The sequence below is a fragment of the Pseudoalteromonas sp. 10-33 genome, assembly GCF_001469195.1.
Taxonomy (GTDB): domain Bacteria; phylum Pseudomonadota; class Gammaproteobacteria; order Enterobacterales; family Alteromonadaceae; genus Pseudoalteromonas.
Genome location: NZ_LOFI01000012.1, coordinates 42,296 through 64,678, shown reverse-complemented (window position 1 = coordinate 64,678; position 22,383 = coordinate 42,296). Strand labels below are relative to the sequence as shown.

At 39.7% G+C, this 22,383-nt stretch carries 18 protein-coding genes; 8 read left to right on the top strand and 10 right to left on the bottom strand.

The window, feature by feature from the left end; genetic code table 11:
• Nucleotides 1–7 precede the first annotated feature (7 nt).
• From ATS76_RS08170 to ATS76_RS08160, 3 genes are all read left to right on the top strand, one after another.
• Nucleotides 8–1,216 carry an ABC transporter permease gene (locus ATS76_RS08170; protein WP_082664333.1) on the top strand — a complete coding sequence of 403 codons (1,209 nt, stop codon included), beginning with the start codon at nt 8–10 and terminating at the stop codon, nt 1,214–1,216.
• Nucleotides 1,217–1,301: 85 nt separating this feature from the next.
• Nucleotides 1,302–2,633, top strand: a complete 1,332-nt coding sequence (locus ATS76_RS08165) for a sigma-54-dependent transcriptional regulator (RefSeq protein ID WP_058551731.1) — start codon at nt 1,302–1,304, stop codon at nt 2,631–2,633.
• A complete protein-coding gene (locus ATS76_RS08160; RefSeq protein ID WP_058551730.1) occupies nt 2,633–3,946 on the top strand; it encodes a sensor histidine kinase in 1,314 nt (437 codons plus the stop codon). The genes ATS76_RS08165 and ATS76_RS08160 overlap by 1 nt, the downstream gene beginning before the upstream one ends.
• A gap of 82 nt (nt 3,947–4,028) precedes the next feature.
• Here the strand turns inward: ATS76_RS08160 and ATS76_RS08155 are convergent, their stop codons facing one another.
• Nucleotides 4,029–4,367, bottom strand: coding sequence for a Grx4 family monothiol glutaredoxin (locus ATS76_RS08155; protein WP_006792409.1), 339 nt, complete (start codon nt 4,365–4,367; stop codon nt 4,029–4,031).
• 265 nt (nt 4,368–4,632) lie between these two features.
• Between ATS76_RS08155 and ATS76_RS08150 the strand changes: the two genes are divergently transcribed.
• The 4 genes from ATS76_RS08150 to ATS76_RS08135 all read left to right on the top strand — a co-directional run bounded on the left by ATS76_RS08150 (nt 4,633) and on the right by ATS76_RS08135 (nt 10,191).
• Nucleotides 4,633–5,214, top strand: a complete 582-nt coding sequence (locus ATS76_RS08150) for a superoxide dismutase (protein ID WP_058551729.1) — start codon at nt 4,633–4,635, stop codon at nt 5,212–5,214.
• 208 nt (nt 5,215–5,422) lie between these two features.
• Complete coding sequence (locus ATS76_RS08145) at nt 5,423–7,345, top strand: PrkA family serine protein kinase (RefSeq protein WP_058551728.1); 1,923 nt, start codon at nt 5,423–5,425, stop codon at nt 7,343–7,345.
• Nucleotides 7,346–7,375: 30 nt separating this feature from the next.
• Nucleotides 7,376–8,659, top strand: coding sequence for a YeaH/YhbH family protein (locus ATS76_RS08140; RefSeq protein ID WP_058551727.1), 1,284 nt, complete (start codon nt 7,376–7,378; stop codon nt 8,657–8,659).
• A 17-nt stretch (nt 8,660–8,676) separates the two neighbouring features.
• Nucleotides 8,677–10,191, top strand: a complete 1,515-nt coding sequence (locus ATS76_RS08135) for a SpoVR family protein (protein ID WP_058551726.1) — start codon at nt 8,677–8,679, stop codon at nt 10,189–10,191.
• Between the two features lie 46 nt (nt 10,192–10,237).
• Here ATS76_RS08135 and ATS76_RS08130 read toward each other — a convergent pair whose 3' ends face one another.
• Nucleotides 10,238–11,209: a sensor domain-containing diguanylate cyclase gene (locus tag ATS76_RS08130; protein ID WP_058404307.1), complete on the bottom strand. Its 972-nt coding sequence runs from the start codon at nt 11,207–11,209 to the stop codon at nt 10,238–10,240.
• Nucleotides 11,210–11,212: 3 nt separating this feature from the next.
• Nucleotides 11,213–12,217, bottom strand: coding sequence for a response regulator (locus ATS76_RS08125; protein WP_058551725.1), 1,005 nt, complete (start codon nt 12,215–12,217; stop codon nt 11,213–11,215).
• A 228-nt stretch (nt 12,218–12,445) separates the two neighbouring features.
• On the opposite strand from ATS76_RS08125, the gene tpx reads away from it, so the two are divergent.
• On the top strand, nt 12,446–13,027 hold the full coding sequence (gene tpx, locus ATS76_RS08120) for a thiol peroxidase (protein ID WP_058551724.1): 582 nt from the start codon (nt 12,446–12,448) through the stop codon (nt 13,025–13,027).
• A 49-nt stretch (nt 13,028–13,076) separates the two neighbouring features.
• On the opposite strand, the gene adk is transcribed toward tpx, so the two are convergent.
• The 7 genes from adk to dnaX all read right to left on the bottom strand — a co-directional run bounded on the left by adk (nt 13,077) and on the right by dnaX (nt 22,383).
• Nucleotides 13,077–13,721 carry an adenylate kinase gene (adk, locus tag ATS76_RS08115; RefSeq protein ID WP_058404304.1) on the bottom strand — a complete coding sequence of 215 codons (645 nt, stop codon included), beginning with the start codon at nt 13,719–13,721 and terminating at the stop codon, nt 13,077–13,079.
• 154 nt (nt 13,722–13,875) lie between these two features.
• A complete protein-coding gene (htpG, locus tag ATS76_RS08110; protein ID WP_058551723.1) occupies nt 13,876–15,789 on the bottom strand; it encodes a molecular chaperone HtpG in 1,914 nt (637 codons plus the stop codon).
• A gap of 109 nt (nt 15,790–15,898) precedes the next feature.
• Nucleotides 15,899–16,606, bottom strand: coding sequence for an RluA family pseudouridine synthase (locus ATS76_RS08105; RefSeq protein WP_058551722.1), 708 nt, complete (start codon nt 16,604–16,606; stop codon nt 15,899–15,901).
• Nucleotides 16,607–16,611: 5 nt separating this feature from the next.
• Nucleotides 16,612–18,513 (bottom strand): MFS transporter, encoded by a 1,902-nt coding sequence (locus tag ATS76_RS08100; RefSeq protein ID WP_058551721.1) that lies wholly within the window; start codon nt 18,511–18,513, stop codon nt 16,612–16,614.
• Between the two features lie 340 nt (nt 18,514–18,853).
• Nucleotides 18,854–19,462, bottom strand: a complete 609-nt coding sequence (recR, locus tag ATS76_RS08095; RefSeq protein ID WP_058404300.1) for a recombination mediator RecR — start codon at nt 19,460–19,462, stop codon at nt 18,854–18,856.
• Between the two features lie 6 nt (nt 19,463–19,468).
• A complete protein-coding gene (locus tag ATS76_RS08090) occupies nt 19,469–19,795 on the bottom strand; it encodes a YbaB/EbfC family nucleoid-associated protein (protein ID WP_006792396.1) in 327 nt (108 codons plus the stop codon).
• Between the two features lie 59 nt (nt 19,796–19,854).
• On the bottom strand, nt 19,855–22,383 hold the full coding sequence (gene dnaX / locus ATS76_RS08085) for a DNA polymerase III subunit gamma/tau (RefSeq protein ID WP_058551720.1): 2,529 nt from the start codon (nt 22,381–22,383) through the stop codon (nt 19,855–19,857).

The following is a 22,383-nucleotide window of genomic DNA, read 5'->3' as shown; positions in this document are numbered from 1 at the left end:
GAACGCAATGATATTAGAAATTAAACCTATTTTTCATGCGCTGTGTCGATCTAAAGTCGGGGCACTTTTGCTACTCATCCAAATAGCGATTACCACTGCAATTGTTAGTAACGCAGCCTTTATTATTCAAGACAGAGTAACCTACCTTAACCAAGAAACTGGCTACCCAGAAGACGAAATACTTGCTTTTCATGTCATGCATTTTGGTAAAGATGTTCAAAGCCACCAGCAATTTGAGCTAGATGAAACCATGCTTAGAGCTATACCCGGTGTTAAAGACGCCGTGTATATTAATAATATACCGTTATCAGGTAGTGGTAGCTCTTCTGACTTCAGTGTTAACTCAGCGCCAGAACCAGGACTTTCAGCAAGGACGGCTTACTTTTTTACTGATGATCATGCAATTAACACACTTGGTGTTGAGCTGGTTGCAGGACGAAATTTCACCCAAGACGACATTGTCGTAACCAACGATAATGATAAACGAGCTAATGTAACTATTGTGACTCAAGCATTACTAAATGAGCTTTTTCCTGGTGAAAATGGCCTAGGAAAAACAATTTTTCTTGGTGATATTCCAATGAAAGTTGTTGGAGTAATTAAGCATGCAAAAGGGCCTTGGCTCAAAGATAGCCGCCCAAATAATATCGCATTAATTCCTTACATTAACCCCAATATATCTGGCAACTTTTTAGTTCGTACTGCTTCTAATGACCGTGCAGAAATAGCCAAACAGATTGAAGACGAAATGCTTAAAAATTATAACAAACGTGTAATTATCCGAATTCGTGGGCTAGACCAAGATAAAGCACAATATATGGCTGAAGACACATTAATGATGCGTATGTTAGTTGTGCTTATTACTATCCTTTTACTTGTCACCGCTTTAGGAATATTTGGCTTAACCTTGTTCAACATAAGTAAGCGCACCAAGCAAATTGGAACCCGTCGTGCTTTAGGCGCTCGTAAATCTGCTATTATCAATTACTTTTTAGTTGAAAATGCCTTGATTTGCATTGCTGGATTAGTTTTAGGCGTAATTGCTGCCCTCGTACTTGGGCAATTGCTAATGCAACACTTTTCAATTGCTGCGTTACCCTTATGCTATGTTGCAGCTACTGCCATTATGGTTTTTATAATGAGTCTTTTGGCTGTATTAGGCCCAGCTAAACGCGCTGCAAATATTTCGCCCAGTATCGCAACCCGAACCATATAGTACAGCTCCCAACCTATGCTACACTGACCAAACACGGTGTAGCATTTTCAATATTTAAATAATAATAAACAGCGATTAAATTCACATGGAAAAAATACTTATCGTTGATGATAATCCGGCCGTTTTAGAGGCATTATCATTACTACTAGAGATACATCACTTTAATGTAGTTACCGCATCAACGCCCTTTGAAGCCATTCAAATTGTGCAATACCAACGCATTGCTCTCGTTATTCAAGATATGAATTTTACCAGCGATACTACCTCCGGCGAAGAAGGTAAAACTTTGTTTTATGCGTTGCGTGAAGAAAACCCACACCTCCCTATTATATTAATAACCGCCTGGACTGAACTTTCAACGGCTATTGAACTTGTTAAAGCAGGCGCTTCCGATTACCTTCCAAAGCCATGGGATGACCACAAGCTTCTTACATGCATTAATAATTTAATAGAGCTGGGGCGCACTAAGCAACTTGTGGCCACGCACAACCGCCAACAAAAAGAGCGGGATGATAAATATAATACGGCTAACTTAGCTGGCCTTATTTTTAAAAGTACCGCAATGGAGCGATTAGTCACAATGGCATTACAAGTGGCTAAATCTGATATTTCTGCACTCATAACAGGCCCTAATGGCAGCGGAAAAGAATGCATTGCGACTATTATTCAAAAAAATTCTTCACTAATAAATCAGCCTTTCATAAAGGTCAATGCCGGCGCCCTTCCCCAAGAGCTTTTGGAAGCTGAATTGTTTGGTGCAGAAGCCGGTGCCTACACAGGTATAACCAAGCAACGTATAGGTCGTTTTGAGGCAGCCGATGGTGGAACATTATTTTTAGATGAAATTGGCAACTTGCCACTTTCTGGGCAAATGAAGTTGCTAAGAGTGTTGCAAACAGGTGAATTTGAACGATTAGGCTCTACACAAACGCGCAAAGTTACGGTTCGTGTGATATCTGCCACCAACGAAAATTTATTGCACGCAATAACCGAAGGTCGTTTTAGAGAAGATTTGTACTATCGTCTTAATGTTATTGAGTTAAACGTACCTGCGCTTTGTGAACGTGTTGATGATATTGCCCCACTCATCAATCATTTTTTACCACATAGAGAGCTAAGCATTGATGCAGAGCAGGTGCTTAATCAATATCAATGGCCAGGTAATGTGAGAGAACTTGAAAACGCCTGTAAACGTGTGGGTGTTATAAAGCCTGATGGCTTGCTTAGCGCTGAAGACTTTGGCCTAACACCATCACTGCCAATAAAAATTAATGACGAAAAAAAAGAGCCTTCAAAACTCGAAATTGAACAATCAATACGCGCTAATCAGGGTGTTATTGCCAAAGTAGCACGAGAGTTTGGTTTAAGCCGCCAAGCATTGTATAGGCGCTTACAAAAAATGGGTATTGATTACTAATGTTTAATTTTATTAGTCGCTTATCATTAACTCACAAAGTGTTAGGCATATGCATTATATGCAGCGTTTTACCTGTTATAAGCATTACAATTATTGTACAACTACCACTGTATTACTCTGTGTTATTGGTCATAGCAGCTATGCTTACAAGTTTCTTACTTGCTAGAGCCTTAACAAAGCCCATTAAGTTAGGGTTGCAATCGTTAGAAACTGGCTTGCTTAATTTTAAGGATGGTGAGCTTTCAAGTTTATTAGCCTATAAAAACAACGATGAGTTAGGAAAGCTATGTCAGCTTTATAATCAAACTGCAAAACAACTTCGCCAAGAAAAACAGTGGATTTATCAACGTGAGTTAATGCTAGACAAGGTATTACAAAGCTCTCCGCAAGCCCTTTTACTCGTTAACGATAACAGTATTGTTGTATTTAGTAACTTAATCAGCCGTGCTTTATTTAATAGCACAACACAATTGGAAGGCACACAGCTTCAACGATTATTGTCTGATGCACCTATTCAGCTTACTAATGCTATTGAGCAAGGCGTAGATGGTTTGTTTAATATTGAAGTAGACAATCACGATTCTCAAACTTGGCATTTATCTACTGGCGAGTTTTTACTTAACAACCAAAAACATCACTTATACATATTTAAACAACTTACCCGTGAGCTCAGCCGCCAGGAAGTAGCTGTATGGAAAAAAGTTATTCGAATAATAAGCCACGAGCTTAATAATTCACTTGGCCCTATGTCATCGATGCTGCATAGCGCTCAGCTTTTAGCTAACCGTGTAGATGAGCCGCGTCTTGCAAGAGTGTTTTCAACAATCGACGAGAGAATAAGCCACTTGACTGAGTTTGTTCAAGGCTATGGTAAATTTGCAAAGCTACCAACACCACAAAAATCAGCAATAAATTGGCAAAACACATTAAGTGATCTGAATAGTCAATGGCAGTTTAGCTACACAGTAAGCAGCACTCAGAGCATATTACATGCAGATCAGGCACAACTTGAGCAATTGCTTATCAACTTACTCAAAAATGCACACGAGTCAGGCTCGGATCCGTCTAAAATAAATATATCTGTAGCGTTTTTTAATAATGCTTGCATAGTAGATATAAGCGATAGCGGAAAAGGGATGAGTGAGCAGGTCATGGCTAATGCACTCGTCCCTTTTTATTCTACAAAAAGTACAGGAAGTGGTTTGGGGTTAGCGTTATGCAGAGAGATTGCTGAAGCACATAAGGGACAAATAAGCTTACATAATAAATTAGGTGGTGGCCTAAACGTGCAAATTACCTTGCCATGCACATAATTGATGTTGTTAAAAACAACAAAGCCACTTTACGTGGCTTTTATCATCACAGCACTATAAAAATAGCACTCGCAAAGTAAGATTACTCAGCGTCAGCTTCTTTATACTTAGCCGCTGTTTCTGTGATTAACGGTTGTAATTCACCACGTTGAAACATTTCGATGATGATGTCACACCCACCAATTAGCTCACCTTCAACCCAAAGTTGTGGAAATGTAGGCCAATTTGCGTACGCAGGAAGTTCAGCACGAATGTCTGGGTTTAGTAAAATATCAACGTATGCAAACGGTTCGCCACACGACATAAGTGCTTGTGAAGCTTGTGAAGAAAAACCACAATTTGGTAACTTAGGTGACCCTTTCATGAAAAGGATAATTGGGTTTTCTGAAATTTGCTGTTTAATTTTATCAATGGTTTCCATCTACAACCTCAAAGTAACGATAGCTAAATATACTTAGGTCTTGAAAATAACTCATCGTGACCATAAATATATAACTTAAAATGGGCAAATAAAGCCACAATTGAAATAGTCTTTCGCAATAGCATTGCTGTTTGCTTAAACTTGAGTAAAATACTCAACAATTATAGTAACACTATATTCCCGCTTGGTATAGGTAAGTGGTCTGTTTCAACAGGCATTACGTATTACCAAATGGACTATCAACTAAAAAAGATGGAGATAAAAAATGGCATTTGAACTACCGTCACTACCATATGCAATCGACGCACTTGAGCCACATATTTCAAAAGAAACATTAGAGTTTCACCACGGTAAGCACCACAACACTTACGTTGTTAAGCTTAACGGTTTGATCCCTGGTACAGAGTTTGAAAACAAATCTCTAGAAGAAATCGTTTGTTCATCAGAAGGCGGTGTATTTAACAACGCAGCGCAAATCTGGAACCACACGTTTTACTGGAACAGCTTATCTCCAAATGGCGGCGGCGAGCCTACTGGCGCAATTGCAGATGCAATTAACGCTAAATGGGGTTCTTTTGATGCGTTTAAAGATGTATTAAACGACAAAGCAGTAAATAACTTCGGTTCAAGCTGGACTTGGTTAGTAAAACTTGCTGATGGTTCATTAGACATCGTTAACACATCTAACGCTGCGACACCATTAACTGACGAAGGCGTTACACCTGTTCTTACAGTGGATTTATGGGAACATGCATACTACATTGATTACCGTAATGTGCGTCCAGATTACCTTAAAGGTTTCTGGTCACTAGTTAACTGGGAATTTGCAAACGCAAACTTCGCTTAATTAGTACTTACCACTAATTTAAAAAAGGCGCTTCAGCGTCTTTTTTTGTGCCTGTTATTTGTACTTTTACACTCTGTAATTTGACAAAATAACCTTCTCCAACATGATCTTTTTTCACTTAAATTTTTATTTTTATTACACAAACATACACTTTCGCGACTAAACTTTAAAATGTAAGCACCTTTTACAGCGGGTTTCGGAGGTTATTATGACGATTTTTGAACATTACCAAGCACGTTACGAAGCGGCACAAGAAGAAGAGTACAGTATCGCCGAGTTTCTTGAAATATGTAAAACCGATAAGTCTGCCTACGCCAGTGCACCAGAACGCCTTTTAATAGCCATTGGTGAACCCAAAATGGTAGATACCGCAACGGATGCACGCCTCAGTCGGTTATTTTCAAATAGAGTAGTTGCACGCTACCCCGCCTTTACCGATTTTTACGGTATGGAAGATGCCATTGAGCAAATTGTTTCTTATTTAAAACATGCAGCCCAAGGACTCGAAGAGTGTAAGCAGGTTCTTTACCTATTAGGTCCTGTAGGTGGTGGTAAATCATCTATTGCTGAAAAACTAAAGTACCTCATGCAACAAGTACCAATCTATTCAATTAAAGGCTCGCCGGTAAACGATCATCCACTGTCTCTATTTGATCCAATTGAAGACGCAAATGTACTAGAGCAAGAATACGGAATTAAGCCGCGTTATTTAAAAACAATCATGTCACCATGGGCAGGTAAACGACTTAAAGAGTTTAATGGCGATATAAGTAAATTTAAAGTGGTAAAACGCTACCCATCTATTCTTAATCAAATAGGTATTGCTAAAACAGAACCAGGCGATGAAAACAACCAAGACATATCCGCATTAGTCGGTAAAGTAGATATACGTCAGCTTGAACATTTTGCGCAAAATGATCCCGATGCTTATGCGTATTCAGGTTCACTTTGTATGGCAAATCAAGGTTTGATGGAATTTGTAGAAATGTTTAAAGCACCTATCAAAGTGCTCCATCCACTACTAACTGCCACACAAGAAGGTAATTACAATGGGACTGAAGGTATTAGCGCTCTCCCCTTTAATGGCATGATCCTCGCACATTCAAACGAATCCGAATGGCAAACCTTTAAAAATAACAAAAATAATGAAGCCTTTTTAGACCGTGTGTACATAGTCAAGGTACCTTATTGTTTGCGTGTCACTGAAGAAATTAAAATTTACGACAAACTTCTTCAGCACAGTGAACTTCATAGCGCCCCTTGCGCGCCAGGTACCCTTAAAGCTTTAGCACAATTTACAACTCTCTCGCGGTTAAAAGAGCCAGAAAACTCAAGCCTATATTCTAAAATGCGAGTGTACGATGGTGAAACACTCAAAGACACAGATCCTAAGGCAAAGTCGTATCAAGAGTATCGCGACTACGCTGGGGTGGATGAAGGCATGACAGGTCTTTCTACTCGCTTTGCATTTAAAATTTTATCTCGAGTATTTAATTTTGATAACACTGAAGTGGCCGCAAACCCCGTTCATTTATTTTATGTACTTGAGCAACAAATAGAACGTGAACAATTTAGTAGCGATGTTGAAGAACGTTACCTGAGCTTTTTAAAAGGCTATTTAATTCCTCAGTATGTTGAATTTATTGGTAAAGAGCTACAAACCGCGTATTTAGAGTCTTACTCAGAATACGGGCAAAATATATTTGATCGCTATGTTATTTATGCCGATTTTTGGATTCAAGACCAAGAGTATCGTGACCCCGATACAGGCCAATTATTTGACCGAGCTGCGCTTAATGCTGAGCTTGAAAAAATTGAAAAACCAGCTGGCATTTCTAATCCTAAAGATTTTCGTAACGAAATAGTCAATTTTGTACTTCGCGCACGGGCTCACAACAATGGTAAAAACCCGCTCTGGACGAGCTATGAAAAATTACGCACTGTGATTGAGAAAAAAATGTTTTCGAACACAGAAGATCTATTGCCTGTGATTTCGTTTAACACAAAGACCTCAGCTGAAGATCAGCAAAAGCACGAAGACTTTGTTAATCGGATGGTCGAGAAAGGCTATACGCAAAAGCAAGTCAGGTTGTTATCTGAGTGGTACCTACGTGTTAGAAAATCGCAATAACCTTCATAGTTGTGATTTTAGGAGGTAAATATGGCGCATTTTATAGACAGGCGTTTAAACGGTAAAAATAAAAGTACCGTGAATCGTCAGCGCTTTATCAGGCGTTATAAAAAACAGATAAAAGAAGCGGTGTCCGATGCAATAAATAATCGCAGTGTTACCGACTCTACATCGGGTGAAAGTATTTCTATTCCGCAACGTGATATTAGTGAGCCAAGCTTTCACCAAGGTAAAGGCGGTAATAAAAAACAAGTACACCCGGGTAACGATCAATTTGCAACTGGTGATAAAATAGAGCGCCCCAAAGGCGGTCAGGGTGATGGTTCAGGTCAAGGAGAGGCAAGCGACTCTGGTGAAGGTCAAGACGAATTTGTATTCTCTATTTCAAAAGATGAATACCTCGATCTACTTTTTGAAGACTTAGAACTACCCAACCTTCAAGAAAATCAGCTTGATAAACTTGTACAAATGAAAACCCACCGTGCCGGTTTTTGCAGTGAAGGCATGCCAAGTAATATTGATATTGTACGTTCGCTAGAGGGTTCACTTGCTCGACGTGTTGCTATGAGCGCAGGTAAAAAGCGCCGCTTAGCCGAGTTAGAAGCCCAGTTAAAAATATTAATACATGAACAACATAGCGATAAAGCAGCTGTTGCACTTTTACAAAAAGAAATAAGCCTACTTAAACAGCAAATTAAAGCTGTGCCATTTATTGATAACTACGACTTGCGATTTAGAAATTACGAGAAGCGCCCTCATCCCACCAGTAAAGCAGTTATGTTTTGTATTATGGATGTGTCGGGTTCTATGGACCAAGCCACGAAAGACATGGCAAAACGGTTTTACATTTTGTTGTATCAATTTTTAACTCGCAGCTATAAAGACATTGAGGTGGTTTATATTCGTCATCATACGCAAGCCACTGAAGTAGATGAACAAACGTTTTTTTACTCTCAAGAAACTGGCGGAACTATCGTATCCAGCGCACTTAAATTAATGGATAAAATAATTAAAGAGCGATACAACGCAGACGAATGGAATATATATGCAGCACAAGCATCTGACGGTGATAACTGGGCTGACGATACTCCGCATTGCGGGCAAATATTACGTAATAGCCTTTTAGATGCTGTTCGCTATTTTGCCTACATTGAAATCACAACGCGTGCTCATCAAAGCCTATGGCGAGAATATCTAAATATTACGCAAACACACTCCAACTTTGCCATACAGCACATTCAAAGTGTTGAAGACATTTACCCTATATTTAGGGAGCTATTTAAAAAAGGTCGGCAACAAGAAGGCGCTGCATAACTAAGCGAGGTATTAATATGAATACTAAACGAATGAGTGACAGCCCTGATTGGACTTTTGATTTGTTAACTGAGTATCAAACAGAAATAGCCCGCGTTGCAGATCATTACCGGTTAGACACTTACCCTAATCAGATAGAAGTGATCACCGCCGAACAAATGATGGATGCATACTCAAGCGTTGGGATGCCTATTGGCTACAACCATTGGTCTTACGGGAAAAAATTCATCCAAACAGAGCAAAACTATAAACGCGGGCAAATGGGCTTGGCGTATGAAATAGTGATTAATTCAGACCCCTGTATTGCATATTTAATGGAAGAAAATACGTTACCTATGCAAGCACTGGTTATGGCGCACGCATGTTATGGCCACAACTCTTTTTTTAAAGGTAATTATTTATTTAAAACATGGACCGATGCCAGCTCTATCATTGATTACCTTGTATTCTCTAAAAATTATATCAGCCGCTGCGAAGAGAAATACGGTGTGACGGCAGTAGAAACCTTACTAGACTCATGCCATGCACTTATGAACTATGGCGTTGATCGTTATAAGCGCCCGCAACAAATTTCGTTATTTGAAGAGCAAAAGCGCCAAGAAGAACGCGAGGCTTATTTGCAATCTCAAGTGAACGAATTATGGCGAACAATCCCAGAAAACCATCAAGAAGCTAAAAAGAAAGAACGCCACTTTCCCAAAGAGCCACAAGAAAATATTTTGTACTTTATAGAAAAAAATGCCCCCCTTTTAGAGCCTTGGCAACGTGAAGTTATTCGTATAGTACGTAAAATATCACAATACTTTTACCCCCAAAAACAAACACAAGTAATGAATGAAGGCTGGGCCACCTTTTGGCATTACACCATTTTAAATCACCTATATGATGAAGGTAAACTTACTGATTCATTTATGCTGGAATTTTTACAAAGCCACACAAATGTTGTTTACCAACCACCTTACAATAGTCCGTATTACTCGGGGATAAACCCGTATGCCTTGGGTTTTAATATGATGGTTGATATAAGGCGACTATGCGAACACCCTACTGAGGAGGATAAAAGGTGGTTTCCTGAATACGCTGGAAGTAATTGGCTTGATACCCTGCATTTTGCTATGCAAAACTTTAAGGATGAAAGCTTTATAAGCCAGTTTTTATCCCCTAAATTAATTCGCGACTTTAAGCTATTTACACTTATTGATAACGCAAGCGCTCCGCATTTAGAAATAGGTGCAATTCATAACGACAGTGGCTACAAAGCTGTAAGAGAAGCGCTTTCAGCTCAATATAACTTAAGTAATCACGAACCTAACATTCAAGTGTACGATGTTGATATCAGAGGAGATCGCTCGTTAACGCTTAGGTATGTGCCGCACAATAATATACCTTTAGCAAATACACATGAGGAAGTACTTAAGCATCTTTATAGATTATGGGGATTTAAAGTAAAACTTGAACAACTCGACAATAATGAACAAGTAACAACAGTTGGGCAATGCCCTAAAGACGACTCTCGCCATACAACCGAGTAATTAAAATCAAGGCGGCAGACTAAAAATAATTAATAAAAAATGACGCTTAAGCGTCATTTTTCATATCAGCATAGGCGGTGACTTTATTTCGCCCATTCTTTTTAGATTGATACATGGCTTTATCTGCAGCTTCTATCCAGCGCTCATGGTCCTTGAACTCATTACTAAAACAAGCAAAACCAATACTCACGGTCACTTTCACTTCAAGTTGTTTGTATAAAACAGGACTTTGCTCAATTAATACCCTTAAGCGTTCAGCGAAAATCTCGGCCCCCTTCTCGTCAGTATCAAGTAAGGTTACAACAAACTCCTCACCACCGTATCTTCCTGCAATATCTGTTTCTCGCAATGTTGTTTTTAATAACTTTGACAAGTGGCGCAATGCTTCGTCACCACAGGTATGGCCATATTCATCATTAACGACTTTAAACCTGTCTATATCAAACATCAGTAAAGCGCTAGAACCACCATTGCGCTTTATCCGCAAAAACTCCTGTTTAAGCGTCGATTCCCAATGACCACGGTTATACAATTGAGTAAGGCTATCTGTTTGGCTTACTTGTTCTAAACGTGCGTTTAAATCTTCTAATTCTTTTTTATTTACAGCAATATCGGTTACGTCGTACAAAATAATACACAAGTGACTCACTTCAGCACGAATATTAGTCAATGGTATAAATGTGGCATTTTGATACATATATTCGGCTTTGCCAGTAATAGGCCTGTAATTTTTAAATCTAAATATGTAAGGCTGTTGCTCCCAAATAGTAAATGAGCGATTTTTTAAAACGAATACAGATTCAGACTTACTTCTGAACCACTTCTCATCTATTGCAGGAAACAGATCAAATAAATCTTTATGCTTTACCGCACTTGGCAACAGGCCTGAATGGTTTTCCATAAAGCCATTCCACACACATACTTTATAATCTCTATCAAGAACGACCAGACCCACATCAACGGTATTAAACATATCCATTAACCAATGGATCTCATTCATATCTAAATCAGCAGCCATAACTTAATCTTCTAATAGGTAAGCAACTTTGTATTTCAAAGTTTTGAGTGAGTCTTCGGTGAACAACAACATTAAATCACAGTTTATATCGTGATTTTCAATGCCGTAGCTAATCTCAATTGCAAGTGTTCGCTGCCAGCGAGACTTGTTTGCTTTTACAAGTTCAGAAACATCTCTGTGTTGGCCTAAAACAATTGGGTGGCCTTGACTAAACGACATGTCGAGTTGTTTTGAAAGCCCAGTTAAAATAGCACCAATTAAAATGTTACTAATGTCCATCAGTAACTCAAGCTCTACGTTATCGTTAAGCACACCGTCGTAGTTCATCAAAGACGCAATTTCTTTAAAACTGGAATCATTTAATAATAAAAGCGCCTCTCCCGATACACCACCGCCAATAAAGCCTTGGCACACACCAGATGTAGAGGCGTTATTATCAATGGAGCGAAGCGCCATATCAAGTTCGCTCACCTCTAAAATATTGACATTTGGAATGGGTAATTCAACAAACACATTGAGTAATCTTGCAAGCAAGTCGCCTGCTTGCCCCATAGCAACGTTTGTAAGTTCTTGGTAAATATCTCTAACATCAGGGTCAACTTGCTCGCCTAATGAGTGAGATAAGCGCTCACGCATGGCCTTATCTTTAATTCCATGATGCTCTATTATTTCGGCAAGCTTTTCTGGTGAGCAAGGTTTTTGAATAAAATCGATAGCGCCCAAGTCTAGTACACGCTGATGAGCGTTAGGTTGTATGTCTCCAGACACCACAACGGTGAGCACATTTAACCCTAACTCTTTCATTGCCATTAACACTTCATACCCGTCCATTTCGGGCATATTAAGGTCAAGGAATAGAATTTCTGGTTCAACAGCTTTTATTTGCTTTATACAATCAACACCGTTAATTGCAAACTCAACTTTTATGTCCCAATCTTCCGGCAATGAGCGAGCTAATTGACGCCTCGCTAATTTGGAATCATCACATACTAATACTGATGTTGGCATACTATCTCTCTATTTTTAAACCAAGTATTAACATCAAAAAATGATAGTGGCTTTTTATTTTTATTATTTAAGATATTTTTGTAACTATATGTTAATCAAAGTTTCAGCCGTTTACAATTTAAAATCTCATAATTAATTCTTACTGAGCAAGAACGTATAATCTCTTGGTTACTTATACGCAGTATAATACACTGTCACCCATTGCGTTAATTTAAAAGGAAATACCTTATGTTTCGTTCGCTCGCGTTTGTGCTGAGTGCATTTTGCTCCGTTGCTTTTGCAGCCGATTACCCAGAAAATACCCTCGATGCAGGTAAAGTATCGGTCCAAGGTAAACCAATTACTTTAATGGGTAAAGGCGTAGTTATAGGAGATAACGCTCCTAACTTTAAAGTAGTTGATGGCAATTTTACGCCAGTAACACTTAACGATTATAAAGGGCAAGCTGTACTAATTAGTGTAGTACCAAGTTTAGATACCGGCGTGTGCAGTTTACAAACAAAGCATTTTAACGAAAAAGTGGCGCTGCAATTTCCAAGTATTGAAATATTGACTATCAGTGCTGATTTACCGTTTGCCCAAAAACGATTTTGTAAAGCAGAGAACATAGATAAAGTTATCACATTATCTGATTCAGTATGGCGTGATTTTGGCCAAAAATATGGTGTGATTATAAAAGATATGGGGCTTCTAACGCGCTCTATTTTTATACTCGATAAGAGCCATAAAGTGGTTTATAAGCAATTGGTGAGTAACCTATCGACCGAGCCCGAATACGACAGCGTAATAGAAAAACTTAAAACTTTATAAGTGTCTATATAAAAAAAACCGCCAACTGGCGGTTTTTTTATTATTAGGCTTAGCCTAACAGCTCACCTAGTTGTTGGCTTACTGCTTCAACGGCTTGCGTACCGTCTAGTTTGTGGTACTGGGTGTTACCCGATGCAGCTTCTGCTTGGTAGTAATCAACCAATGGCATCGTTTGCTCGTGGTAAATACCTAGACGTTTACGCACTGTTTCTTCAGTGTCGTCGGCGCGAACAATTAATTCTTCGCCCGTCTCATCATCTTTACCTTCCACTTTTGGTGGGTTGTAAACAACATGGTAAACACGACCTGAACCAGGGTGAACACGACGTCCGCCCATACGTTCTACAATAATTTCATCAGCTACATCAAATTCAATAACGTGATCGACCACTACGCCATTTTCTTTCATTGCATCTGCTTGCGGAATAGTACGTGGGAAACCATCTAGTAAAAACCCTTTTTCGCAATCAGCTTTAGCAATGCGCTCTTTCACTAAACCAATAATGATATCGTCAGAAATTAGCTGACCTGCGTCCATTACTTTTTTTGCTTCTAAGCCAAGTGGAGTGCCTTCTTTAATAGCAGCACGTAGCATATCGCCAGTCGAAATTTGTGGAATACCGTACTTGTCCATTAAAAACTGAGCTTGAGTGCCTTTACCTGCACCCGGCGCGCCCAAAAGAATAATGCGCATATCATTGTCCCCTAGTATGAGAGTTTATTTTAAAGCCTGAATTCTTCCATAAGCGCCGCTGATACTCAAGCAACTTATACTAATTGCCTACTTTGTAGCGTATAAAAAAAGGAAGCCTAGGCTTCCTTTTTAAATATGTACACAATTTATGCTTTTATTTGCTTAACTCTAACATTAATTTATTTAGGCGTGTAACAAATCCTGTTGGATCTTTTAATGTTCCGCGCTCTGCAAGTAATGCCTGGTCTAATAATACATGAGACCATTGTGAAAATTTATCTTCGTCTTGCTCGTCATTTAAATGCTTAACAAGTTGGTGCTCTGGGTTTAATTCAAACACAGGTTTAGCCTCTGGTGCTGCTTGGCCAACAGACTCCATTAACTTTTGCATTTGCGAGCTCATGTCGTTGTCATCACTTACAACACAGGCTGGAGAATCGGTTAAACGATGCGTAAAGCGCACGTCTTTAACATCTTCACCTAACACTGTTTTAATGCGCTCTACTAAGCCTGCCATCTCTTTTTCAGACTCTTCTTGGGCTTTCTTAGTTTCTTCATCGTCAAGCTTGCCCAAGTCTAAGTCACCACGTGTGATTGACTGTAGTTGCTTATCTGCAAACTCAGTTAGGTGGCTCATCATCCACTCGTCAACACGGTCACTTAGTAATAATACTTCGATTCCTTTCTTGCGGAAAATCTCTAAATGCGGCGAGTTTTTAGCGGCTGTAAAGGTATCAGCTACCACGTAGTATATTTTGTCTTGGCCTTCGTTCATACGCTCAACATATTGTTCAAGCGACACATCTTGCGTTTGCGAATCAGTATGAGTTGAAGAAAAGCGAAGTAGCTTACAAATCGCTTCTTTATTTGCTGCGTCTTCCGCTGGACCTTCCTTCATTACCTGGCCAAACTCATTCCAAAATACTTGGTAATCGTCAGCTTTGTTTTTCGCCATACGCTCAAGCATTTTAATAATACGCGAGGTACACCCTTTACGAATCGCTTGCGTTACTTTGTTATCTTGTAAAATTTCACGCGATACGTTCAATGGTAAATCGTTTGAGTCTAATAAGCCTTTTACAAAACGTAAGTAGCTTGGCATAAACTGCTCAGCATCATCCATTACAAATACACGTTGTACGTAAAGTTTTAAACCACTTTGGCGTTCACGGTTCCATAAGTCGAAAGGGGCTTTTTTAGGGATATATAAAAGGCTGGTGTACTCTGTTTTACCTTCAACTTTATTATGTGCCCAGCTAAGTGGATCTTCCCAATCATGGCTTACATGCTTATAAAACTCTTTGTATTCTTCATCAGAAAGCTCAGACTTATCACGTGTCCATAATGCGGTTGCGCGGTTAATGCTTTCCCACTCACCCGGTACTGCTGGAATTTTTTCGCCATCTTCGCCTTCAGATTCTGGTACTTCTGCTTTGTACATTTGTACAGGCGTAGAAATATGATCCGAGTATTTAGTCACAATACTACGTAGGCGGAATTCGTCAGCAAATTCTTTTTCGTCATCACGAAGGTGTAAAATAATTTCGGTACCACGGCCTTCTTTTTCAATTTCTTGCAGCGTGTACTCGCCTTCACCTTGTGACTCCCACTCATAGGCAGTTGTTTCGCCAGCTTTGCGTGTGCGAACAGTCACTAAATCAGCAACAATAAATGCAGAATAAAAACCAACACCAAACTGACCAATAAGTTGTGAATCTTTGCTTTGATCGCCCGTTAAGTTTTTGAAAAACTCAGCGGTGCCCGATTTTGCAATAGTACCTAAAGAGTTGATAACTTCTTCACGGGTCATACCGATGCCGTTATCTGAAATAGTGACGGTATTGGCCTCTTTATCTGCACTAATACGAACGCGTAGGTCTGCATCGCCTTGGTAAAGATCACCATTTGAAAGCGCTAAAAAACGTAACTTGTCGGCTGCATCTGATGCGTTTGATACAAGCTCACGTAAAAAGATCTCTTTATTTGAATAAAGAGAATGAATCATTAAGTTTAATAGTTGTTTTACTTCTGTTTGAAAGCCTAATGTTTCTTTTTGTGCTGCAGTCATTTATATATCTCCAATTAGCAAAGTGTCTGCGTTATGCACTTAATATGGGGGGAGCTAATAGAACTTCAAGGGAAAAAATTAAAAAATAAAAATGTAATGTTAATTCACACTAAAATGGGCTTGGGCAATGTATATGGATTGCTTGATGTGTAATTGGATGATCAAAAAACAGATCGCTCGCATGTAACTGTAACCGTTTTGATAGTTTTTCACTTTGCGCACTCTTATACAAGTCACATCCTAAAATGGGGTGGCCTATAAAATGACTGTGAATACGTAGCTGATGGGTACGCCCAGTTATAGGGGTAAAATGTATATACGTTCTATTGGGGTTGGCAAGGCGCTCTATAACCTTAAACTCGGTAACCGCTGGCTTTCCCTCTAGTTTGCAAATTTTTACGCGCGGAAATAGTTGTTTATCTTTAGCAATAGGGGCATCAATTTGCCCTGCAGCAGCGCTAATACATCCCTCTAGCATTGCCACATAGTGCTTTTCTACATTACGTAGTTGAAACTGTTTATTTAAGCGCTTTGACGCCAAATCGTTTAGGCTTACAAGCATTATTCCCGAGGTACCAAAGTCTAACCTATGTACTAGCTTAGCGTTTGAAAAGGCTGGCGTTACGCCTTTTTGCCCATTCACTAAGCGATAATGTACTGAATCCCAGTTTATTGGATTTTTCCCTGATAAACTCAGCAACCCACTGGGCTTATTAATAACTAAAATATCGTCATCTTCATACAAAATACTAAGCGTATCTATACATTTTGGCGCTATAAAATTGTCGATAATAAGGGTTGATTGGCTACTATTCATGCCTGTTAATCGTTATTTTTAGAATGAAGTTGTTTTAAATCAAGTACACGTTCGCGCAGGTTATCAGCTTTTACTTTATTTGCTGCAACAGGCTCGCCAACTGACACCGATACTAACGACCACTTCAAGCGGGGTAATTGCCACTTAGTTTTACGGCTAAACATACTGCCCCATAACCCACCTAAATGCACAGGCACAACAGCAACAGGTGTTCGCTCAATTATTCGCTCTATGCCTCTTCTAAACATATCAATGCCGCCATCATCGGTTAGTTTACCCTCAGGAAAAATACCCACAAGCTCGCCGCGTTCAAGTGCCTCTGCAACATCGTCAAACGCTTTTTTAAAGGCTTCAGGGTTTGCTTTTTCACTGTCAATGGGAATTGCTTTGGCCATTTTAAATAACCAATGCAACGCAGGAGAATAATAAATGGGCGCAAAAACCATAAAACGAATTGGCCTTGGTGATGCGGCTAAAATAAACATCCAATCAACAAAGCTGGCATGGTTGGCAACAATAACCGCTGCACCTTGCTCTGGAATGTTTATTTCGCCTCTGGTTTTCACGCGATACATACAAATAGTTAAAATATAAATAATAAAGCGCAAGAAAAACTCAGGTACTTTGGTATAAATATACACTGAGATCAGTAAATTTAACCCCGCAAGTAAAAGCAGTAGCTCCGAAATACTCCACTGTAAAATAGACAATGTCACAATACTTAAAATAGCACTACACACCATAAACAACGCGTTAAGTACATTATTAGCTGCAATAACCCGAGACCGACAGGCTTCTTCTGTTCTTTGCTGTATCAATGCATATAAGGGAACAGTGTAAAAGCCTGATGCTATTCCAATGCCTGCCATCCAAACAAAGTGCCACTGCATATCGCCGGTATTTAATACTTGTTTTAAAGTTAATAATTCATCGCTTTGAATGCCATAACTTATAATGTCGGGCTCTTGGCTAAGTAAGTATAAAAATAGAGTAATTAAAATGGCGCCGAAAGGCACAATGCCTAATTCTATTCGCGAACGCGACAGCTTTTCACATAATAAAGAACCTACAGCGATACTTAACGAAAACACTACCAGCGCACTCGTAACCACCAATTCATTCCCACCCATAACGTGCTTAACATAGTTTGGCAATGTGGTTAACACTATGGCGCCAATTAGCCAAAACCAGCTTATTCCTAATACTGATTTGCCCACAGACTCTGTTTGTGAATTAAGGGCTGAAAACACATTTTTTGTAGAAGCATATATATTGTAAGTAAACGCTAAATTAGGTTCATTGGCTGCACTTATAGGAATAAAGCGGCTACTTAAATACCCCATTACAGCGAGCACAAGTACAGCAATACTAATAATTGCAGGGCCTACGTTTTGCGTAATGTAATAAGTGCCAAAAATGGTCCCTAGTAAAATAGCAACAAAGGTGCCCGATTCAACTAAGCCATTCGCTTTTGTTAACTCGTCTGGTCCAACGTGCTGAGGTAAAATAGAGTATTTTAAGGGTCCAAAGAACGTACTTTGAAACCCCATAAAAAATATGGTTGTGAGCATAAGCCATATGGACTGGGTATAAATTGATAGTGCACCCACAACCATAATAGGTATTTCGCACAGTTTTACACACCTGATTAATTTTGATTTCTCTGTTTTTTCAGCAAGCTGCCCTGCCATACCCGAAAATAAAAAAAACGGTAAAATAAATAACCCGGCAGCAATGTTAGAATAGAGCGCGCCATCGGCAAGCGTGGCGGCTTGAAAAACTAATAAAATAAGGACCGATTGTTTATATACATTGTCGTTAACGGCAGAGAAAAACTGAGTAATAAACAGAGGTAAAAACCGTTTACTATTGAGTAAACCGCTTTGATTTTTTGAATGTGTCTTCATCGTGATCCTTACTTTTTAACCTTAAGCCTAAGTATACTTTTTTTAAGTAAAGCTTTAATTACTTAACCGTAAATGTAATACCAATTCGCTTAATTAAGTGATCTATTTTGAGGCTGGAAAAACGTGTTGATAGCGAGGTAAAAAATCGCTATTTAGTTGTTCTAAATGAGAATTCTTTAACGCCGGTAGCGACACGTTTAGCCCCGCAACTTGATTAGGTATTATTGCGGATTGGTATAACCGCATACTATTTTAACCAGCTTACCTTAAAAACCAAAAAGCCTACATAAATTAATTACGTAGGCTTTTAAATATTATTTCAAACAGTTACTTAGTTGAGCTACTCTTGCGTGACCACGCGGCGACCACTAAAAGCATGCATTAGGGTTCTACCATCAACTAAATCAAGTTCACCACCAACAGGAATACCATGTGCTATTCGCGATGCTCCCACATTGTTTTTATGACAAAGCTGAGCAATGTAGTGGGCTGTAGTCTCGCCTTCAACACTTGGGTTAGTTGCTAATATTACCTCGTTAATGCCGCCTTGAGAAAGTTTTTGCTCTAAAACATCCAAGCCTATTTCTTTAGGGCCAATGCCATCAATCGGTGATAAATGCCCCATAAGCACAAAATATAAACCTAAATACTGACCGGTTTGCTCTATGGCAAGCACATCAGTAGGCGACTCAACGACACACAAAATACCGCTGTCTTGGCGTTTTGTGCTTAAACAAATATCACATTGTGGTTGCTCACAAAAGGTACGGCAAGACTGGCAGTGGCCTATGGCTGTCATTGCTTTTGTTAATGCGTTACCCAATTGCGCACCGCCTTTACGATCTCGTTCAAGCAAGTGAAATGCAATGCGTTGTGCAGACTTAGGGCCAATACCTGGCTGGCAACGTAATGCTTCAATAAGCTGGTTTAAACTATCTGAAAGTTGCATTATTATTTAGAACGGCATTTTCATACCTGGTGGTAATTGCATACCGCCAGTTACTTTGCTCATACGCTCTTGTGTTTCTTCAGCCACACGGCGCACAGCATCATTACACGCTGCTGCAAGTAAGTCTTCAATCATGTCTTTGTCGTCTTCCATTAGGCTTTCATCAAGCTCAACGCGACGAACATTGTGGTTACCAAGCATGGTTACTTTAACTAAGCCTGCACCCGCTTCACCAACAACTTCCATTGTTGCAATTTCGTCTTGGGCTTTTTGCATGCGCTCTTGCATTTGCTGCGCTTGCTTCATCATGTTACCCATTCCACCTTTAAACATAATTTTCTCTCTTTCTTTTAATCTTTAATTGTCATGAAGATAAGGGCGATTGTATAGAATTACAATGCCTGAATACTGTTTTCGTCAATTTCGGCACTAAATAGTTGTTGAAATTGTACTATATTTTCGTCGCTAGTGATCACATCAATTGCTTGCTGATGACGCCCTGCATCTATTTTTTGCTGAATTAAGTAAGGCGAATCGATAACTCCTTGAGCAAAGTTTATACTCAGCGATACATTGTGATCGTAAATACTCGATAGTGCGGCATCAAGTTTTTGACGAAGCATGGGAGTATCGAGATGTCTTTGCGACTCATCAACATCTATATGTAAATTACTTCCCTGCTTTGTAAAAATTGAATGCAGCGCAAATTGGCGCATTCGTCCGCCCAGCCCCATGCGTTTTATCAAATAAGCCCACTCATCTTGCTGATGAGCAAACTTTATTTCACTTATTGGACTTTGAAAATCGTCGGGGACTGGAATACTTTCCTCTTGCGGAGCTGGAGTTGGCACACTTTGAGGATTAATTTGCTCCAATAATTCAGGCGCTAAATTTTCAGTGATTGTTTGATGCTTAGCTTTAAAATCAACTTTCTGTGCGTTTGTAGCGACTACACTTGGGCGTTGTACTTGGCTCCCGCTAACAGGGAGCTCAGGCTTTTTTTCATGCTCGCTTGTATTGAAGTTATCCCACGGCGGTGGGTTAGCAGATCCCGTTGGAGGCGAAGGGATTTGTTGTTCTGTATTATCAAAATGGCTTTGTCTATCTTTATTATTGGCTTCGCTTTGCTGTGCAATTGGCGAACTTACCGGCCTAATACTTTGCTCGCTAGTGTCAATTTCTGGTTTTTTAGGAACTGGTGGCTGAGCTATGTTATGTCCCGATAACCGCCCTGAACCTGATATATTTCTGTCACGTAAGATTCGCGCAATGGCTGATTGTGCCTGAGACTCTTTATCATGCAGTGAAGATGAATCGGTAGATGATTGTTCGCTTTGCGATTCAACCTGTTGCGATGCGCTTTGAGGTGATTGGTTTACCTGCTGATCACTGTGAATGTGAGGATTAAAGCCTTGGTCTAGCGCGCTGCTCATTACGTCATCAAATTGTGCAGATAATGTTTGCTCCACATCACTGTGCTGCATGTAAGCTTCATTTTCGCTGTTACGCTGTGCTTGATCGTCGCTTAATTGCTCTTTAGGCGTGTTTTGGCTCGCTTCAGTTTGAGCCTTTTCAGTTTTAACCTGTAAATGCTCTACTTGCTCAGAATCAACAGGCCTGTCGATGACACTCGGTGTCACTTCCTCTTGCTGATCGATAGTTACAACCGATTTTTCGGCTGATTGCTGTACATTACTTATGTCACTGTGTTTAGCAGGGTTATTAATGTTTTCAGGTTTTTTTTTACTTAAAATATCACGCAGTGCATTAGCTCGGCTTTCAGTATCACTTACCGATGATTGAGGCGTATTTATCGCGCTCTGCTGAGTGTCGTTTCCTGCTGGTTGAAATGCAAGCAACCTCAGTAAGATCATTTCAAAACCTAAACGTGGCTCAGGGGCCCATTGTAAATCTTTTTTACCATTTAACAGTAACTGGTAATAAACCTGAACTTGCTGTGCACTGGTGTGCTCTGCGACGTGTTTTATGTAATCAGCATTGGTTTCATCAAGCCCAGCGGCTTGAGGCACTAGTTGGGTAAGCTGAATTAAATGCGTTAATGAAATTAAATCATCAAGTAACGCTATATAATTTGGATTTTTGCTCGCCACATTGGCTATTTCGCTCATCATCGCAGCGCCATCTTGGCTCAGCAATGCCGCTAATAAACTTTGGCTGTAGTGTGTATCCATTAAACCAAGCATTGCTTGAACCGCTTGATTATTAATATCACCATTCGTTTGTGCTATAGCTTGATCGGTTAAGCTAAGTGCATCGCGCATACTGCCATCAGCAGCTTTTGCAATAATGCTAAGTGCATCGTTATCAAAGCTAAGTTGCTCTTGCGTTAATACGTGTTGGAGCTGTGTTTTAATTTCACTTTGCGACAAAGCGTTTAGATTAAACTGTAGACATCGCGATAAAATAGTGACGGGTAACTTTTGGGGATCGGTTGTTGCAAGTAAAAACTTCACATGCTCTGGCGGTTCTTCGAGCGTTTTTAAAAGCGCATTAAAACTATGCTTTGAAAGCATGTGAACTTCATCTATTAGGTATACTTTGTAACGCCCGCGCGTAGGTGCGTATTGAACATTATCAAGTATTTCACGCGTATCTTCTACTTTAGTACGAGAGGCAGCATCAATTTCTAGTAAGTCAATGTAGCGCCCAGCTTCAATATCTGTACAGCTGCTACATTGTCCACAAGGAGATGCCGAAATACCTTCGTCGCAATTTAAGCTTTTTGCAAAAATACGCGCAATAGTTGTTTTACCAACACCTCGGGTTCCAGTGAATAAATACGCGTGATGCAGTCTATTTTGTGTCAGCGCGTTTACAAGCGCTTGTTTAACATGAGACTGCCCAACCAATTCATGAAAGGTTTGTGGACGCCATTTTCTCGCTAGAACCTGATAACTCAT

What these genes read in the sequence shown, in the direction of transcription:
- ATS76_RS08170 (WP_082664333.1), top strand. Translation starts at nt 8, where the DNA reads ATGATATTAGAAATTAAACCTATTTTTCATGCGCTGTGTCGATCTAAA.
- ATS76_RS08165 (WP_058551731.1), top strand. Translation starts at nt 1,302, where the DNA reads ATGGAAAAAATACTTATCGTTGATGATAATCCGGCCGTTTTAGAGGCA.
- ATS76_RS08160 (WP_058551730.1), top strand. Translation starts at nt 2,633, where the DNA reads ATGTTTAATTTTATTAGTCGCTTATCATTAACTCACAAAGTGTTAGGC.
- ATS76_RS08155 (WP_006792409.1), bottom strand. Translation starts at nt 4,367, where the DNA reads ATGGAAACCATTGATAAAATTAAACAGCAAATTTCAGAAAACCCAATT.
- ATS76_RS08150 (WP_058551729.1), top strand. Translation starts at nt 4,633, where the DNA reads ATGGCATTTGAACTACCGTCACTACCATATGCAATCGACGCACTTGAG.
- ATS76_RS08145 (WP_058551728.1), top strand. Translation starts at nt 5,423, where the DNA reads ATGACGATTTTTGAACATTACCAAGCACGTTACGAAGCGGCACAAGAA.
- ATS76_RS08140 (WP_058551727.1), top strand. Translation starts at nt 7,376, where the DNA reads ATGGCGCATTTTATAGACAGGCGTTTAAACGGTAAAAATAAAAGTACC.
- ATS76_RS08135 (WP_058551726.1), top strand. Translation starts at nt 8,677, where the DNA reads ATGAATACTAAACGAATGAGTGACAGCCCTGATTGGACTTTTGATTTG.
- ATS76_RS08130 (WP_058404307.1), bottom strand. Translation starts at nt 11,209, where the DNA reads ATGGCTGCTGATTTAGATATGAATGAGATCCATTGGTTAATGGATATG.
- ATS76_RS08125 (WP_058551725.1), bottom strand. Translation starts at nt 12,217, where the DNA reads ATGCCAACATCAGTATTAGTATGTGATGATTCCAAATTAGCGAGGCGT.
- tpx (WP_058551724.1), top strand. Translation starts at nt 12,446, where the DNA reads ATGTTTCGTTCGCTCGCGTTTGTGCTGAGTGCATTTTGCTCCGTTGCT.
- adk (WP_058404304.1), bottom strand. Translation starts at nt 13,721, where the DNA reads ATGCGCATTATTCTTTTGGGCGCGCCGGGTGCAGGTAAAGGCACTCAA.
- htpG (WP_058551723.1), bottom strand. Translation starts at nt 15,789, where the DNA reads ATGACTGCAGCACAAAAAGAAACATTAGGCTTTCAAACAGAAGTAAAA.
- ATS76_RS08105 (WP_058551722.1), bottom strand. Translation starts at nt 16,606, where the DNA reads ATGAATAGTAGCCAATCAACCCTTATTATCGACAATTTTATAGCGCCA.
- ATS76_RS08100 (WP_058551721.1), bottom strand. Translation starts at nt 18,513, where the DNA reads ATGAAGACACATTCAAAAAATCAAAGCGGTTTACTCAATAGTAAACGG.
- recR (WP_058404300.1), bottom strand. Translation starts at nt 19,462, where the DNA reads ATGCAACTTTCAGATAGTTTAAACCAGCTTATTGAAGCATTACGTTGC.
- ATS76_RS08090 (WP_006792396.1), bottom strand. Translation starts at nt 19,795, where the DNA reads ATGTTTAAAGGTGGAATGGGTAACATGATGAAGCAAGCGCAGCAAATG.
- dnaX (WP_058551720.1), bottom strand. Translation starts at nt 22,383, where the DNA reads ATGAGTTATCAGGTTCTAGCGAGAAAATGGCGTCCACAAACCTTTCAT.